The organism is Paracoccus sp. PAR01 (assembly GCF_014851995.1).
Taxonomy (GTDB): Bacteria; Pseudomonadota; Alphaproteobacteria; order Rhodobacterales; family Rhodobacteraceae; genus Paracoccus; species Paracoccus litorisediminis.
Genome location: NZ_JACVAW010000004.1, coordinates 1 through 16,282 on the forward strand (window position 1 = coordinate 1; position 16,282 = coordinate 16,282).

Below are 16,282 nucleotides of genomic sequence, written 5' to 3' on the forward strand. Positions count from 1 at the left end.
TTTGCCGCCGACCAGATCGCGCTGGCGATCGCGGAAATCGGGGCGATTTCCCAGCGCCGCATCGCGCTGATGGTGGACCCGGCCCTGTCCCATGACCTGCCGCCCTTCCTGACCCCCGATCCGGGCCTGAACTCGGGCCTGATGATCGCCGAAGTCACCAGCGCCGCGCTGATGAGCGAGAACAAGCATCTGGCCAATCCCTGCTCGACCGACTCGACGCCGACCAGCGCCAACCAAGAGGACCACGTGTCCATGGCCGCCCATGGCGCGCGCAGGCTGAAGCGGATGAACGCGAACCTGGCCCATATCATCGGGATCGAGGCGATGTGCGCCGCCGCTGGCGTCGAATTCCGCGCGCCGCTGACCACCTCGGCCCCGCTGCAATCGGTGATCGCCACCCTGCGTGCGACCGTCCCGGCGCTGGATCAGGACCGTTACATGGCCCCCGATCTGGCGGAAGCCGCGCGTCTGGTCCGCGAAGGCGCGCTGGTCGCCGCCGTCGCCCCCGAACTGCTGGCCGAGGTGACGGCGTGACCCCGGTCGAAGTCACCCAAGGCGACAGCCCGGTCATCCTTGGCCTGCCCCATACCGGGACATGGCTGCCCGAGGAAATCCGCGCGCAACTGAACCCGAGCGGGCAGGTTCTGGCCGATACCGACTGGCATATCGAACGGCTTTACGACGGGCTGCTGCCCGGTGCGACCACGGTGCGGGCGACCTTCCACCGCTATGTCATCGACGCCAACCGCGGCGCCGATGATGCAAGCCTGTATCCCGGCCAGAACACCACCGGCCTTGTTCCCGTCACCGATTTCGACGGCGAGCCGATCTGGATCTCTGAGCCCACGGCCGAGGACATCGCCGACCGCAAGGCCCGCTTCCACGCGCCCTATCACGCCGCACTGGCGGCCGAGATCGAGCGGGTCCGGGCCAAACACGGCGTGGCGATCCTGTTTGATTGCCACTCGATCCGCAGCCACATCCCCTTCCTGTTCGAAGGCACGCTTCCGGATTTCAACATCGGCACGAATAGCGGTGCTGCTTGCGCCCCGCGCATCGAAAAGGCCGTGTTCGACATCTGCGCCGCCACCGGCCAGACCCATGTGCTGAACGGCCGCTTCAAGGGCGGCTGGACCACCCGCCATTACGGCCAGCCGGGCACCGGCGTCCACGCGATCCAGATGGAGCTGGCGCAATCCACCCATCTGGCCACGGAAACCCCACCCTTTGCCTATGACGACGCCAAGGCCGCCGGCCTGCGCGTGATCCTTTCCCATATCCTGCACCAACTCGCGGCGCTTGCCGCCGAACTGAAGGCATGACCCAGATGGACAACCCCCGTCACAATACCCGCGACGTCTATCCCGCCACCGGAACCGAGATCACCGCGAAAAGCTGGCTGACCGAGGCTCCCTTGCGGATGCTGATGAACAACCTGCATCCCGACGTGGCCGAGAACCCGCATGAGCTGGTCGTCTATGGCGGCATCGGCCGCGCCGCCCGGACGTGGAAGGATTTCGACCTGATCGTCGATAGCCTGCGCGCTCTGGAAGAGGACGAGACCCTGCTGGTGCAATCGGGCAAGCCGGTCGGCGTCTTCAAGACCCACAAGGACGCGCCGCGCGTGCTGATCGCCAACTCGAACCTGGTGCCGCATTGGGCGAACTGGGACCATTTCAACGAATTGGACAAGCGCGGACTGGCCATGTACGGCCAGATGACCGCCGGTTCGTGGATCTATATCGGCACGCAGGGCATCGTTCAGGGCACCTATGAAACCTTTGTCGAGGCCGGTCGCCAGCATTACGACGGCAATCTCAAGGGCAAATGGGTGCTGACCGGTGGCCTTGGCGGCATGGGCGGCGCGCAACCGCTGGCCGCCGTGATGGCCGGAGCCTGCTGTCTGGCCGTCGAATGCGACGAGACCCGCGCCGATTTCCGCCTGCGCACTCGCTATGTCGATGAAAAGACCCACGACCTTGACGAAGCTCTGGCGATGATCGACCGCTGGACCAAGGCCGGAGAGGCGAAATCCGTGGCGCTGATCGGCAACGCCGCCGATGTCTTCCCGGAACTGGTCAAGCGCGGCGTCCGCCCCGATCTGGTCACCGACCAGACCAGCGCCCATGACCCGGTGCATGGCTACCTGCCGATCGGCTGGACCGTCGCCGAATGGCGCGCCAAACAGGAATCCGATCCGAAAGCGGTCGAAAAAGCCGCCCGTGCCTCGATGCGCGTGCAGGTCGAGGCGATGGTGGCCTTTGCCGATGCCGGCATCCCGACCGTCGATTACGGCAACAACATCCGCCAGATGGCGCTGGAAGAAGGCTTCACCCGCGCCTTTGCCTTCCCGGGTTTTGTCCCCGCCTATATCCGCCCGCTGTTCTGCCGCGGCATTGGTCCCTTCCGCTGGGCGGCGCTTTCGGGCGACCCCGAGGACATCCGCAAGACCGACGCCAAGGTCAAGGAACTGGTCGACGACGCGCATCTGCACAACTGGCTGGACATGGCGCAGGAACGCATCGCGTTCCAGGGCCTGCCCGCGCGGATCTGCTGGGTCGGGCTTGGCATTCGTCACAAGCTGGGCCTTGCCTTCAACGAAATGGTCCGCAATGGCGAGCTGAAGGCCCCGATCGTCATTGGCCGCGACCATCTGGACTCGGGCTCGGTCGCCTCGCCCAACCGGGAAACCGAGGCGATGCAGGACGGCTCGGATGCCGTGTCCGACTGGCCGCTGCTGAACGCGCTGCTGAACACCGCATCCGGCGCGACCTGGGTGTCGCTGCATCACGGTGGCGGCGTCGGCATGGGCTTCAGCCAGCATTCGGGGATGGTCATCTGCTGCGACGGCAGCGAGGATGCCGACCGCCGCATCGCGCGCGTGCTGTGGAATGACCCGGCAACCGGCGTGATGCGTCATGCGGATGCAGGCTATGACATTGCCATCGAATGCGCCAAAGAGCATGGGTTGAACTTGCCGGGCATTCTCTGATTCAAGGGGGCGACGACGCAACGAAACGACGTCGCCCCGTCACCTGTCCAACTAGGAGAAAGACATGAGTTTCCACATGAGCCTGAAGGCCGCATTTGTCAGCCTGATCGCGCTTGGCGCGGGCACGGCCGCCTCGGCCGACCAGCTGGCCGATGTCAAGGCCGCGGGCAAGATCGTCACCGCGACCGACATGCACTATGCTCCCTTCGACATGCTGACCAACGGCACCTATGAAGGGCTGACCAAGGACCTGTTCGACGAAGTGTCGAAGGAAATCGGCGTCGAGCCGCTGTATCAGGACATTCCCTGGACCGCCGAACTGCCGGGCCTTGAGGTCAAGAAATTCGACATCGTCATCGCTCCGGTGACCATCACCCCGGAACGGCTGGAGCGTTACACCTTCACCCTGCCGATCGCCGATGCCACCGTCGCGCTGGTCAAATCCGCCTCGAGCGACCTGAAAAAGCCCGAGGACATCAAGGGCAAGACCGTTGGCGTCCAGCAAGGCACCGCGCAGTTCAAGCAGCTTGAAGCCTATGGCGCCAGCCTTGGCGGCGTGACCATCAAGGAATACGGCACCACCGACGAGGCCTATGCCGATCTGGCCGCCGGTCGTCTGGACGCGGTCGCCGGTTCGCTGCCGAACCTGACCTATCTGGTCAAGAACCGCCCCGAGACCTTTGCCCTGTTCGAACCCGCGAAATTCGGCGAGGCCAAGTATTTCGCCTGGGTCCTGCGCAAGGATGCCGACAGCGAGCCCTTTGCCAAGGCGATCAACGACGCCCTGCTGAAGATGACCGACGATGGCCGCGTCAAGGCGATCCAGGAAAAATGGCTGGGCACCTATACCGAGCTGCCGCGCGAAGTGCCTGCGAAATAAGCCTTTCTTCATAGGCGGGGATATGCAATCCCCGCCTTTTTTTTCGGCCAAGACGAGACCCGCATGTTTTCCCTCCCCGTCTTCCTCGAAAGCTTCGGGCCGCTGATCTGGGCGGCGCGCTACACGCTGCTGATATCCTTTCTGGGCATTGGTCTGGGGCTGGTGATCGGCGCGCTGATCTGCGCCGCGCGCCTGTCGCCCTATATTGCCCTGCGCCGCTTTGCCGCCGTCTGGGTCAGCTTCCTGCGTGGCGTGCCGCTGCTGGTGCAGCTGCTGGTATTCTACTACACCCTGCCGGTCATCGGGATCGACGTTCCGGCCTTTGTCGCCGCCGTCGTCACCGTGGGCATCTGCGCCAGCGCCTATATTTCGGAAATCTGGCGCGGTGCCATCGCCGCCCTGCCGAAAGGCCAGGCCGAGGCCGCCACCGCCATCGGCATGGGCCCGCGCGACATCTGGACCCGCGTGATCCTGCCGCAGGCGGTGACCATGTCCCTGCCCGCGCTGATCAACGAGTTGATCCTGCTGGTAAAGGCCAGCTCGCTGGTCTCGGTCGTCGGCATCCTTGAGATCACCCGCGCCAGTCAGGCACAGGCCGCGACGACCTTCCGCCCGCTGGAAGTCTATATCGCCGCCGCCTGCATCTATCTGGCGATCAACCTGTGCCTTGCGGTGCTGGGACGCTACCTTGAACACAGGACGGCCGTGTGATGGATTTCAGCATCTTTCAGCAATACGGCCCCGCCCTGCTCAAGGGCTTTGCCAATACCATCCTGTGCTGGGCACTGGGGACGGTGCTTGGCATGGCGCTGGGACTGGTCATCGCGCTGATCCAGCGCTACGCCCCGCGCCCCATCCGCTGGATCGTTCAGGCCTATATCGAGATCATCCGTGGCACGCCGTTTCTGGTGCAGCTTTTCGTCCTTTACTATGGCGGCCCGCTGATCGGGCTGCGGCTGGACGCGCTGCCTGCGGGCCTGCTGGGCCTGACCATCTATGGCAGCCCCTATTTCGCGGAAATCTTCCGTTCCGGCTTCCGCGCCGTGCCGCATGGCCAGATCGAGGCCGCCCGCGCCATCGGCATGACCGAAATGACCATCGTGCGCCGCATCCTGCTGCCGCTTGGACTGGTCTCGGCTTTGCCCGCGCTGATCAACTTCTCGATCATCCTGACCAAGGAAACGGTGATCCTGTCGATCATCACCGTCCCAGAACTGATGTATCAGGTGAACCGCATGTCCACGGAAACCTTCCGCTATCTGGAAGCGAACCTCGTGCTGGCGCTGTTCTTCTGGGTTCTGGTCGAAACCATCTCGCGCGTTGGCCGCCGGCTTGAGACGCGCATCACGAAACACCTGATCGAAAGGACCTGACGATGCAGGCTTCCTCCGTCGAGATCCGCAAGGTCAACAAGTTCTACGGCCCCTTTCACGCGCTGAAGGACGTGGATCTGAACATCCTGCCCGGCAAGGTCACCTGCCTGATCGGGCCCTCCGGCTCGGGCAAGTCGACGCTGCTGCGCTGCGTCAACTTCCTTGAGGAATACGATTCCGGCGAGGTCCGCATCGACGGCCAGCTGATCGGCTATGACGCGCCCGGCAAGAAGATGTCGGGCCGCAAGCTGCGCGAGATGCGCCGTTCGATCGGCATGGTCTTCCAGCAGTTCAACCTGTGGCCGCATATGACCGCGCTGGAAAACGTGGCCGAAGGGCTGATCCGCGTGCGCGGGTTGCCAAAGGCCGAGGCGCAGGAGCGCGCGAGCGCCGCCCTGACCAAGGTGGGTTTGGCGGACAAGATGCAGAACCACCCCTCGCGCCTGTCGGGCGGCCAGCAGCAGCGCGTGGCCATTGCCCGCGCCATCGCCATGGAACCGCGGCTGATGCTGTTTGATGAGCCGACCTCGGCGCTGGACCCCGAACTGGTCGGCGAGGTGCTGAACGTGATGAAGACCTTGGCCAGCGAAGGCATGACCATGGTCGTCGTGACCCATGAAATGGGCTTTGCCGCCCATGTCGCCGATCAGGTGGCCTTCATGGAAAAGGGCGAGCTGGTGGGCTGCGACACCCCCTCGCGTATCCTGCACCAGCCCGACGATCCGCGCATCCAGTCCTTCCTGCGCACCTATCATGAGCGCAACAGCTTCTGAGACATGACGACGACGCCCGTGGCTGCGGGCGTCGTCGAACCTGATATGGTGGCGGTCAGCCTGCGGCCTGCACCTCGCGCAGCCCCACCAGCCGGTCGCCGGTCGCAACCAGCGCCCGCACCGCATCCGACAGGTCGGTATCGGTGGTGCGGTGATTGCAGATCGCCGCGCGCAGCCCGTGTTCGCCATGCACCACCGTATCCGAGAAGGCCGCGATGCCGTCCTCCTGCAGGCGCATCATGATCTCGGTGTTCAGCGCCACCAGCGCATCCGCGTCCATGTCGCCGGGATCGTAGCGGAAGCAGACGATATCCAGCGTCACCGGGGCCAGCCGGGTCAGCCGAGGCTCGGCGTCGATCCTTGCCGCCATCCGCTGCGCCTGCGCGATATTGCGACCGATGATCCGGCCAAAGCGCTCCGCGCCATGTTCCTTCAGCATCATCCACACCTTCAGCGCCCGGAACCCGCGCGAGGTCTGCAGGCCGTAATCGAACAGCCAGCCCCCGGCGGCGATGCCGCGCTCCATCGGGTCCAGATAATCGGCATGCAGCGCGAAACTGGACAGATGCAGGCTTTCGTCGCGGACCAGCACGCAACCGACATCGAAGGGCGCGTGCAGACTTTTATGCGGGTCCAGCGCCACGCTGTCGGCGCGCTCGATGCCCTCCAGCAGCCCGGCATGGCGGGGCGACAGCCGGGTCAGCGCGCCGATGCAGCCATCGACATGGAACCACAGCCGCTCATCGCGGCAGATCGCGGCCAGCGTTGCCAGATCGTCGACGGCGCCGGTATTGACCGTGCCGGCATTGCCGATCACGCAGATCGGCCGGAGCCCCGCCGCGCGATCCTCGGCAATGGCGCGACGCAGCGCGGCAAGGTCGATCCGGCAATCCTCGCCGCTGGGGATGCGGCGCAGGGCATTATTGCCCAGACCCAGCAGCTCGACCGCCTTCTGGTGGCAGCCATGCACCTGATCCGAGGCATAGATCCGCAAGGGCTGCGGCAGCGCCGCCACGCCGTCCTGCCGGATATCCGCGCCCGCCAGATTGTTGCGCGCCACCGCAAGGCCAATCAGGTTCGCGACCGAGCCGCCGCTGGTCAGCGTCCCGCTGGCGGTTTCGGGGAATCCCATAACCTGCTTCAGCCAGTCGATCACCTGCCGCTCGACCAGCACGGCAGCATGATTGCCCCCGCCCAGATTCGAGCCATCGACCGCGGCCAGAAAGTCCGCCAGCGCCCCGGTCATGTCCGAGGCCCCCATGTACCACATCCAGAACCGCGGATGGGTATTGCCCATGGGATAGGCCAGCACGGTTTCCCATGTCTCATCAACCACCTGGGCCAAGGGCGTCGGGCCTTGCGGCAGGGGCTGGCGCAAGCGCGCCCGCACCTGATCGGTCATCGGTCGCCAGACGGGACGGTCGCGCAGCCCGGCGGTCGCCGCAATGGCGCGATCGACCGCCTGATGCATCACCCGGCCGTATTCCCCCCAGTCGCCCGGATCGAGCGTTTCGAAATCCTCACACATGGCATGCCCCCGTCAGCTCATCCGGAAGCCGGGGGTGGACATGGACAGCGCCGCTTCTTCTTCGTCCATGTCCTCGGGGATGTCCTGGAACAGCGGCGTCGACAGGTAGCGTTCGCCCGTGTCGGGCAGCATGGCCAGGATCGCGGTGCCCGGCGCGGCCTTCTCGGCCAGCCGCATCGCCACGGCGAATGTCGCCCCGCCCGAGATGCCGGTCAGGATCCCTTCACGCGCGGCCAGTTTTTTCGCCCAAGCCACGCCCTCGGGGCCGGGGACCGGGATCAGGTCGTCATAGCCGCCGTGGTCCAGGGCCTCTTGCAGGACCAGCGGGATGAAATCCGGGGTCCAGCCCTGAATCGGATGCGGCTCGAACGCCGGGTGGCTGACGGCGGGGCCGCCATCCGGCCCGCGTTCCTGCGCGACGCCACTGCTGACCAGCGCGGCATTGGCCGGTTCGGTCAGGATGATCTTGGTTTCCGGGCGCTCACGGCGCAGCACGCGCGACAGGCCGGTGACGGTGCCGCCCGTGCCGTAACCGGTGACCACGAAATCCAGCCGCCGCCCGGCGAAATCGCCGATGATTTCACGCGCGGTGGTGCTTTCGTGGATATCGGCATTGGCCGGGGTCTCGAATTGCCGGGCCAGAAACCAGCCATGGGTCTCGGCCAGCTCGACCGCCTTCATGTACATGCCGGTGCCCTTCTGGGTGCGCGGTGTCAGCACCACCTTGGCCCCCAGCATCCGCATCAGACGCCGCCTTTCCACGGAAAAGCTGTCGGCCATGGTCACCACCAGCGGGTAGCCCTTCTGCGCGCAGACCATGGCCAGACCGATCCCGGTATTGCCGCTGGTCGCCTCGACCACGGTCTGGCCGGGGGTCAAGGCGCCGGAGCGTTCGGCGGCCTCGATGATGTTCAGCGCCAGCCGGTCCTTGACCGAGGCGGCCGGGTTGAAGAACTCGGCCTTGACGAAGACCTCGACGCCATCTGGCGCAAGGTTGTTGACCCGGATCACCGGGGTATCGCCCACGGTGTCGAGGATGCTGCCGAAGATGCGGCCGCGTCCGTTGGTCGTCCGTATCGTTTGCATTGCGATGCCTCTTTTCAACGAAGTCGGGGAGTGTTCGCGCCCCGCCCACACCATCGCATGATTCCGCCCCTCGCGCTTGATCCCCTCATGAAGAAATCATGCAGAGGGCGTGGATTTCGGTTAGATTTGCGCATGATCTGGTGCTGCGGCGATCTTCGTCTGGACGATCAGCGCTTCGAGCTGCTGCGAGGCGGGCAACCGGTTGCGCTTGAACCACAGGTGTTTCTGGTCCTTTGCGCGCTGATGCGGGCGGCGGGACGGCTGGTCAGCAAGGATGAACTGATCGAGGCGGTCTGGCAGGGCCGCGCCGTGTCCGATGCCAGCATCGCCAGCCGCATCCGCGCCGCCCGCGCCGCCATTGGCGATGACGGCGACAGCCAGCGCATCATCTCCACCGTTCATGGCCGGGGCTTCCGCCTGCTGCCGCCGGTCACGCAGGCCACGGACGGCACGCCCGAGCCGGTGCAGATACCGCCGCGCGGGCGGCCATCCTTGGCGGTGCTGCCCTTTCGCCCCATCGCCCTGCCCCCCGGTCAGGCGCTGCTGGCCGAGGCGCTGGCCCATGAGGTGCTGCGCGCCCTGTCGCTGATGCGCTGGATGACGGTGATCGCGCGCGGGTCCTCCTTTCGTTTCGCGGGGGCGGGGCAGGATCTGAAGCGCATCGGGGAAATTCTGGCCGTGCGCTATATCCTGACCGGGACGCTGGCGGTCGAGGGCCGCTTGCTGGCCGTCTCGGTCGAGCTGGTCGAGGCGGCGACGGCCCGGCTGCTATGGACCGAGCGGCTGGCGCGCCCCTTGGACGAACTGGCCGGGCTGCAATACGCGATCGTCATGGCCGTCGCCTCGGCGCTGGAACTGCATGTGCCCCTGCACGAGGCCAAGCTGGCCGAGGGCAAGGATATCGAGCGTCTGGACGCCTGGGAAAACTACCATCTGGGCCTGCGCCAGATGTTTCGCTTTTCCGCCGAGGGCAACCAGCGCGCCGCCGGTCATTTCGCCGAGGCCGTCCGGCTGGACCCCAGTTTCGCCCGCGCCCATGCCGGCCTGTCCTTCACCAGCTTTCAGGAAGCCTTTCTGCGCTACGGTCCCGACCGTGACGCCGCCTGCGCGCGTGCGCGGGCACAGGCCGAGACCAGCTTTGATCTGGACCCGATGGACCCGTTTGCGGCCTTTACACTGGGCCGCTCATTCTGGCTGACGGATGAGATGGACAGCGCCTCGGGCTGGCTGGAACGCGCGACCGAGCTGAACCCGAATTACGCGCAGGGCTATTATTCGCGGGCGCTGACCTCGGTCCTGATGACCCAGACGCAGGCCGCCAGCGATGAGGTCGAACAGGCGCTGCGGCTTAGCCCGCTGGACCCGCTGCTTTACGGCATGTACGGGACGCGGGCGCTGTCGCTGATCCAGCAGGGGGCTTACGATCAGGCCGCCGACTGGGCCGACCGGGCGGCATCCTCGCCGCATGCGCATTTTCTGATCGGCATGGTGGCGGTCTCGGCCAATCATCTGGCTGGCCGAGAGGAACGCGCGCTGCACTGGCTGCGCCACACCCGCGCCATCCGCCCCGATGCCAGCGCAGGCCTGTTCTTTGCCGCCTTCCCGCTGCGCGACACCCGCACAAGGGCGCGGCTGGAACAGGTTCTGACGGGCTATGGGTTCGGCTGACGCCCCCGCCAGCGCAGCAGCGGACGCCGCAGGCGCAGGTCGAACAGCGTGAACAGGCTGGCGGCCAGCACGCCCACGCACAGCGCCCATTTCGACAGCGGCTCCATCGTGCCTTCGATCTGCAAGGCGTGGATGATGGTGGCCAGCACCGCGACCAGCGCCAGCGCGTTATGGGCCATGCACCAGACCGGCAGGGTCAGCCCCAGACGGCGGCGCAGCAGCACCAGCAGCCCGGTGGCAAGGATCGCCCACATCGCCGTCACGCCATAGACCGAAAACGGCGTCGGCGCGACCAGCAGCAGCGCATCCAGCGTGTCATCCGGGCTGGTCAGGAACAGCCCGCCCACATGCAACGCCGTGCCCAGAACGATCCCGGCACCCAACCAGCGATGCCAACGCCGCGCCCGCACCAGACCCGGCCCCGGCAGATAGCCCGCCGCCAGCAAGGGTTGCAGCAGCATCAGCGCCAGCGCGCCGATGCCTGCAAAGCTGGCGATGACATAGGCGGGATTGCGATAGGACAGCCACGGACTGGTCGCGGCCAGGGCCACCGGCAGCCCTAGCGCCAGCAGCACCGCGCCCCATGCGCAGATCGCGGCAAGGCGCGGGTTCCGCGGCATCAGTCGGCGTCAGGCCGGCGCGAGGACGAATTCGGTCTGCACCGAGCGGTCCTTGGCACTGCCCAGAACCGGGCGCAGAAACACCGTCTGGAAGCGGCCGTCATCATAGGCCAGATGGGCATGGGGCTGGCCGAAATTCGGCACGATCTGTTCCATCTCAAGGCGGAAGCTGCCATCGGCGGCGGTCAGCACGCTGCCGTGGTTGCGCGGCTCGCGCTCGCCTCCCAATGTGGTTGCGGCCCATATCTGGATGCGCACCCCCCTGAGCGGTGCGCCGTTGCCCGCCTGCCGGACCATGCCCGACACGATGAAACCCGATCCAAGGGCGCTGACCAAGGGCGCATTGGGCCGGTAATTGTTGCTGCCGCCGCGCATCGTCCGGGTCGGCGCAAATCCATTCGCGCGCGCCGGAACCAGCAGCCCCAGCGGGGCCTGCGTCATCGCAAGCCCCGCGACCGAGGCCGCGACCAGAAACGAGCGGCGGGCATAGGTGGCTGGGATCATCTCGGCTTCTCCCTGTTTTCCGCCGGGTCGTCGCCGCCCGCACGCTATAGCCCGGAGACAGGTCGACGCGGGTGACACCCGACGGATCGCCCCGATTATGCCGCAGAAGGGCGGGCGCGCGGACGCACAAATCCGTGACCTCGGACCGGCCTAGACCGTATCGAACAGCGGCTTGATCGCATTGTGGAAACGGACCGCGCGGCGGGCGATGCCCTCTCCGATCGTGGTGCCGTAGCGGTTCGAGAACAGGTCGCGATCGGCATTGATGATCGAGCGGGCGCGGTAGAAGTCATAGCCGCCCGAGCCCGCATATTTGCCCAAGACCCGGTTCGCCCCGCGAAAGCCAACCTTGGCCATGCCAAGAACAAGGATACGGGCGGCATGTTCGGGATGGGCGGCCAGATCGGGATCGTCCTCAAGCGGCAGCCGCAGCTGGCCGCCAAAGCTGCGGTAGTTCAGCCGCCCGGTCAGCTGGACATAGCCGCGCCCCAGATAGCGCTTGCCGTCGCCAGGACGCAGGTTGAGGCTCATCCGTTCATATTTCAACTGCTGGGCGGACGGGCCCCATTTCTCGATCATCGAGCGGCCCAGATTGGTCTCGTGCTGGGCGGTGGCAAGGACATAGGCGATCTGGGCCGGATCGCGGATGCCATGTTCGAACAGCGCCCGCACGATCAGCGGCACGGCACGGGCGGCCTCGGGGGCCAGCCCGGCATCGACATGAGGCGCGACCGCCTGCGCGATGCGTTCGGGCAGGTCGTCATCGCTGGGCTCGGGCGGGCCATCGGGGGCCAGCAGCACCTCGCCCACGCGCAGGGCGGCGGCGCGGATCTGGTCCAGCGCCGTCCCGTCGGGCAGGCGCAGTTCCGTCCAGCGCGAGGGATCGCCCAGTTCGCGCCGGGCAATGGCGATGGCCCCGTCGCCGCGCCGCACCACCACCGGGCGGAAACCGGCGACGCTGACCGAGGGGCGCTCGATCCTGCGGCCGTCGCCCGGATCGACGGCCAGCACCAGATCCAGCGCCTCGGCCAACTCGCTCAGATCCAGCACGATATTGGGATCGTCGGGGCGCAGCGGGACCGCGATCTCGCGCCCATCGACCAGCAATTCGATGTCGCGACCGGGGGCGGTATCGGTCCGGCCCCAGCCCAGCGTGGCGATCAGCGGCTGAACCGGGGCCCAGTCCTCGCCATTGCTGGAGAAGCCGCCACCGGGGATCACCTGCCCCAGCACGGTCAGCGGGAAGGGCTGGATTTCCGGGTCGGGCAGCGCCACCGGCGGGGCTGTGGGCTGGGTCGGGCGCAGGGCCTCGCCGACCATCTGGCGCAGGGAATCCCCCACCGCCAAGGTGCCAAGCGAGCGGTCCCAGGGCAGCACCAGCGGGTCCCATTTCCCGGCCTGCGGGCGGTTGCAGAAGCGCTCGACCTCGCCATGGGCCAGCACGGTCTGGCGGGTGACGGGGATGCCGTAACGGCGGCAGATCTGCGCCACCAGCCGCGCCAAGACCTGCACCTGTTCGCGGGTGATCGGGCTGGAGCCGGGAAAGAACGGCCGCTCGCGCGCATTGGCCATGCCGCACAGCGCCACCCCGACCGAGCCGGTGTTGAAGCCGCGGGTATGGGCGGCATAGCGCCCGTCCGAGGTATTGTCGTTATCCGCGATGCTGAAGCGCCCGCGCACCACCGTGCCGTCCTGTTCGACCATGAAATGGTAATGCTGGCGATCCAGCGCCGAGGCCCTTGCCCCGCCCGCCGTCCAATGCATCACCACCCTTTGCGCCCGCGCATCGGGCAGATCGGCGGGGTTGGCGGGTCCGGACAGCGGCGGCCCGGAAACCGGTGCCGCGCCACCCTGAACGGGGGCCGGGGCCACCGCGCCCTGTTGCAACCGCGTCAGGGTCACCGCATCGACCGTGCCGGTGGGGTTCAGCCTGGCCCGGATCTGGAACGCCTTGACCGCCCGCGCCGTCTGCGGCCCGAACAGCCCGTCCACGCCTTCGCGCGGCAGCAGGTTAAGGGCGGCCAGCGCCGCCTGCACCCGCGTCACATCGGACCCGCGCCGCATCGGCAGGCCGAAGAACCCAAGGACCGAGGGCGCGTTCATCGGCTGCATCCCTGTGCCGGGGCGGCCAGCCGCACCGCAAGGCTGCGCGCCGCGCCGCGCTGGTCGGCGGGGGCGCTGGCGGCAGTGGCCGCAGCATTGGCGCGCGACTGCGCCTCGACCAGTTCGGCGCAAGACGGCTTGTCGCTGCCGAATTGCCGCCGCCAATCCACCGCGCTGGCCCAGTAATAGCCCGCCGCCGGGTCAGCGACCGCGCCCGCGCGGGCCTGAAGCTGCCGGTTGAATCCTGCCGCCTCGGGGCTGCGGGCGGTTTCCCGCTGTAAACGCAGCGCCTCAAGGCCGCGCAACTGCACCGAAGTGCCGCTCAGGTCGCGGTAGCGGCTTTCGGCGCAGGCGGCGCGGCGCGCGGCCTCGGCGGTCTGGCGCGCGGCCATCGCCTGCTGGGCAAGGGCCAGACAGGCATCGGCGGTCATCTCATGGACCTGCGGGCAGCCCGGCTGGGCGATCCGGCAGGTGGGCGTGTGATCGGCGATGGCCTGTCGGTCCCCCGCCGCCGCGAGGGTCTGCAATTCCGACAGCTCGGCCACGCCCGGATCGGCGATCTGCGCCACCGGCGCGCAGCCCAGAAGGCCCGCCAGCAACAAGGAAATCAACGGATGACCACGCATACCCCTCTCTCCTATCCCGTCGGGCCGGGCGCCGGGGCGCTGGCGCGGGCCAAGGCCTGATCGAACAATTGCCGGATCTCGGGCGAGGCATCGCGGGTGGCCGAGGCCAGCAGCAGGATGCGCTCGATCTCGGCGCGGGGTTCGATCTGGGCCACCAGCCGGTCGAACAGCGCCAGCAGCGACTGGCCGTCGGGCCTGCCGGTATCGCGCAGCGCCTCGGGCGGGGTTTCCTCGGCGACCTGCGCGCCAAGCGCCGCCATCCGTACCGCTGCCAGCCCGTCGCGCAGCCGCGCCACCGCCTCCAGATAGACCTGTGCTTCGCCCGAGAATTCCGCGCCATAGCGGCTGAGGACCTCGTCCGCCTCCAGATCCAGCGCGGCGCGGCCGAATTCATTGAGCAGCCCCATATCCCCGGCATCGATGCCCAAGGCCTGCCGCGCATCGTCGCCCAGCCCGTTCATCACCTGCAGCACCGCCCCGGCATCGATCGGATCGACCGCCATCAGCTCGGGCGCGTAATCGGCCCCCAGCACCCGGATCTTCCAGCGGCGATAGGCGTCGGCGGCCTCTTGCGTGGCAATGACGACAATCGCCCCGGCCAGCCCGGCAGGGGTCACGCCCAGACCCGAAAGCGGCCCGGCCAGACGGCCAAGGCTTTTCGTCAGCGCTGCCCGCAACGGCCCGCCCACCCCCGAGCTGGCCGCCAGCCGCAGCGCCTCGGCCACGAAATCGCCGTCCTGCGTCAGCCCGTCCAGCCGCCCCAGCCCGTCCGAGATCCGCCCCAGTTCGGCCCGCAGCCCCGGCTGATCGCTTTCGGGCAGCAGATCGACGATCCGGGCAAGGAAATCGGCCCGCGCCCGCAACGTGGCGATAGCATCCTGCGCGCCCTCGATCTGCGCGCCGCTGGCAGGCACGGGCATCGCAGGCGCGGGCAGCCCCGCCATCCGCGCCGTCAATGAGGTCAGCACGACCTCTCGTGCTTCCGGGCTGCTTGCGTCGCGCAACTGTGCCAACAGCGCCACCTGATCGGCGGAACGCTCCTCGGCCAGACGGTTCAGGCGGGCGGCGGCGGCCTCTTCGGCCTCCTTGGCGGCGCGGGCGATGGCCTGATTGCGGTCCTCCTCAAAGATGCTTTCCAGCGCCGTCACCAGTTTCGACAGCACGTTATAGACCAGCTGACCGCTGAAGCCGCCGACCACGGCCAGAACCGGCCGCCCGATCGCCGTCCATTCGCCGCCATCCTTGGCGGGCAGCACCTGCGACAGCAGGATGCCCGCCATCAGGCCCAGCCCGATGCGGATGCCGTAATTCTGCCCCAGCCGCGGATCGTAGCTGCCCTTGGCGATGTAGCCATGCGCATCGAACAGGACATAGAAACACGCCCCTATTCCGGCCAGCGAGGCGAACAGCGCCAGCAGCGCCGCGATGGTCCCGCGATCCTCGGGGGCGACCGGCGCGACAGCGCCCGTGACCTCACTGACAGCATTGAAGGCGGGCAAGCCCCCGGCCACATTGTCCATGGTCAGCCCGGCAAAGATCACCACGGCAAAGAAGACGCAAAAGAAGAACAGCGCCATCCAGATCACCTTGCGGATCGCACCGACCGGGGCGACCCAATGGCTGAGGCCCAGCATATTCGGCAGGCGCGTGCCGCCATGGGTCAGGTAGCTGGTCTGGCGTCCCGCCTCCCATTGCAGCAGTTCCAGCGTCTCGGGCAAAGCGGGGCTGACGGCCTGGGCCAAGGCGGCGTGCAGGCGCAGGATCTCGGTCAGGCGGATATCCTCGATGCCTCCGGCCGTATCCAGCAGCGCGATGCGTCCGGACAGATCGTCGTTCAGCGCCAACCCGCGCGAGGCAAGGCTGGCGGTCATCGCTTCGCATTCCCGATAAAGCCGAGTCTTCAGATCGACCCGCGAAATTCGGGATGCGCGATCAAGTTGCATGACAGCACCGTGGGAAGGACGCGACAGGCACGATGCGGCGGCATAATTCGCGCCACCGCCTTGGATAACCATATGCGGAACTTACACCAATGCGCCAATTCCGACAAACGGAACCGCAGCGCTTGTGAATTCTTCACCAAAAGGACAGGCGCGATCTGGTGTTATTCCGGGCAGAATGGAACGCGT

At 67.1% G+C, this 16,282-nt stretch carries 15 protein-coding genes; 8 read left to right on the forward strand and 7 right to left on the reverse strand.

Translation table 11 applies throughout. The annotated features are described in order from the left end of the window. The 7 genes from IB235_RS09005 to IB235_RS09035 all read left to right on the forward strand — a co-directional run. A partial coding sequence (locus tag IB235_RS09005) for an aromatic amino acid lyase (protein WP_192336436.1) occupies positions 1-534 on the forward strand: 534 nt, incomplete at its 5' end. Then, positions 531-1,322, forward strand: coding sequence for an N-formylglutamate deformylase (gene hutG / locus IB235_RS09010; protein ID WP_192336437.1), 792 nt, complete (start codon positions 531-533; stop codon positions 1,320-1,322). The genes IB235_RS09005 and hutG, both read left to right, overlap by 4 nt. 5 nt (positions 1,323-1,327) lie before the next feature. Continuing rightward, the gene (gene hutU / locus IB235_RS09015; RefSeq protein WP_192336632.1) at positions 1,328-2,992 is read left to right on the forward strand and encodes a urocanate hydratase; all 1,665 of its coding nucleotides are present in this window, start codon (positions 1,328-1,330) and stop codon (positions 2,990-2,992) included. A 64-nt stretch (positions 2,993-3,056) separates the two neighbouring features. Beyond that, the gene (locus IB235_RS09020) at positions 3,057-3,872 is read left to right on the forward strand and encodes a transporter substrate-binding domain-containing protein (protein ID WP_155039386.1); all 816 of its coding nucleotides are present in this window, start codon (positions 3,057-3,059) and stop codon (positions 3,870-3,872) included. Positions 3,873-3,935: 63 nt separating this feature from the next. Further along, on the forward strand, positions 3,936-4,583 hold the full coding sequence (locus IB235_RS09025; RefSeq protein ID WP_192336438.1) for an amino acid ABC transporter permease: 648 nt from the start codon (positions 3,936-3,938) through the stop codon (positions 4,581-4,583). Next, entirely contained in the window at positions 4,583-5,245 is a 663-nt protein-coding gene (locus IB235_RS09030) for an amino acid ABC transporter permease (RefSeq protein ID WP_192336439.1), read from the forward strand. Before IB235_RS09025 ends, IB235_RS09030 begins: the two co-directional genes overlap by 1 nt. A 2-nt stretch (positions 5,246-5,247) precedes the next feature. Next, positions 5,248-6,018: an amino acid ABC transporter ATP-binding protein gene (locus IB235_RS09035; RefSeq protein WP_155039389.1), complete on the forward strand. Its 771-nt coding sequence runs from the start codon at positions 5,248-5,250 to the stop codon at positions 6,016-6,018. A 55-nt stretch (positions 6,019-6,073) separates the two neighbouring features. On the opposite strand, the gene IB235_RS09040 is transcribed toward IB235_RS09035, so the two are convergent. Continuing rightward, the gene (locus tag IB235_RS09040; protein ID WP_192336440.1) at positions 6,074-7,546 is read right to left on the reverse strand and encodes a pyridoxal-dependent decarboxylase; all 1,473 of its coding nucleotides are present in this window, start codon (positions 7,544-7,546) and stop codon (positions 6,074-6,076) included. A 12-nt stretch (positions 7,547-7,558) separates the two neighbouring features. Further along, the gene (locus IB235_RS09045) at positions 7,559-8,638 is read right to left on the reverse strand and encodes a pyridoxal-phosphate dependent enzyme (RefSeq protein WP_192336633.1); all 1,080 of its coding nucleotides are present in this window, start codon (positions 8,636-8,638) and stop codon (positions 7,559-7,561) included. 126 nt (positions 8,639-8,764) lie between these two features. Here IB235_RS09045 and IB235_RS09050 point away from each other — a divergent pair, with 126 nt between their 5' ends. Then, a complete protein-coding gene (locus tag IB235_RS09050; protein ID WP_192336441.1) occupies positions 8,765-10,300 on the forward strand; it encodes a winged helix-turn-helix domain-containing protein in 1,536 nt (511 codons plus the stop codon). On the opposite strand, the gene IB235_RS09055 is transcribed toward IB235_RS09050, so the two are convergent. From IB235_RS09055 to IB235_RS09075, 5 genes are all read right to left on the reverse strand, one after another. Further along, the gene (locus IB235_RS09055; protein ID WP_192336442.1) at positions 10,285-10,920 is read right to left on the reverse strand and encodes a ferric reductase-like transmembrane domain-containing protein; all 636 of its coding nucleotides are present in this window, start codon (positions 10,918-10,920) and stop codon (positions 10,285-10,287) included. The two genes, IB235_RS09050 and IB235_RS09055, sit on opposite strands and share 16 nt — an antisense overlap. Before the next feature lie 9 nt (positions 10,921-10,929). Continuing rightward, positions 10,930-11,424: a twin-arginine translocation pathway signal gene (locus IB235_RS09060; protein ID WP_192336443.1), complete on the reverse strand. Its 495-nt coding sequence runs from the start codon at positions 11,422-11,424 to the stop codon at positions 10,930-10,932. A 150-nt stretch (positions 11,425-11,574) separates the two neighbouring features. Next, positions 11,575-13,527 (reverse strand): N-acetylmuramoyl-L-alanine amidase, encoded by a 1,953-nt coding sequence (locus IB235_RS09065; protein WP_192336444.1) that lies wholly within the window; start codon positions 13,525-13,527, stop codon positions 11,575-11,577. Then, complete coding sequence (locus tag IB235_RS09070) at positions 13,524-14,153, reverse strand: hypothetical protein (RefSeq protein ID WP_192336445.1); 630 nt, start codon at positions 14,151-14,153, stop codon at positions 13,524-13,526. Before IB235_RS09070 ends, IB235_RS09065 begins: the two co-directional genes overlap by 4 nt. Positions 14,154-14,164: 11 nt before the next feature. Beyond that, positions 14,165-16,024 carry a hypothetical protein gene (locus IB235_RS09075; protein WP_192336446.1) on the reverse strand — a complete coding sequence of 620 codons (1,860 nt, stop codon included), beginning with the start codon at positions 16,022-16,024 and terminating at the stop codon, positions 14,165-14,167. Between the last annotated feature and the right edge of the window lie 258 nt (positions 16,025-16,282).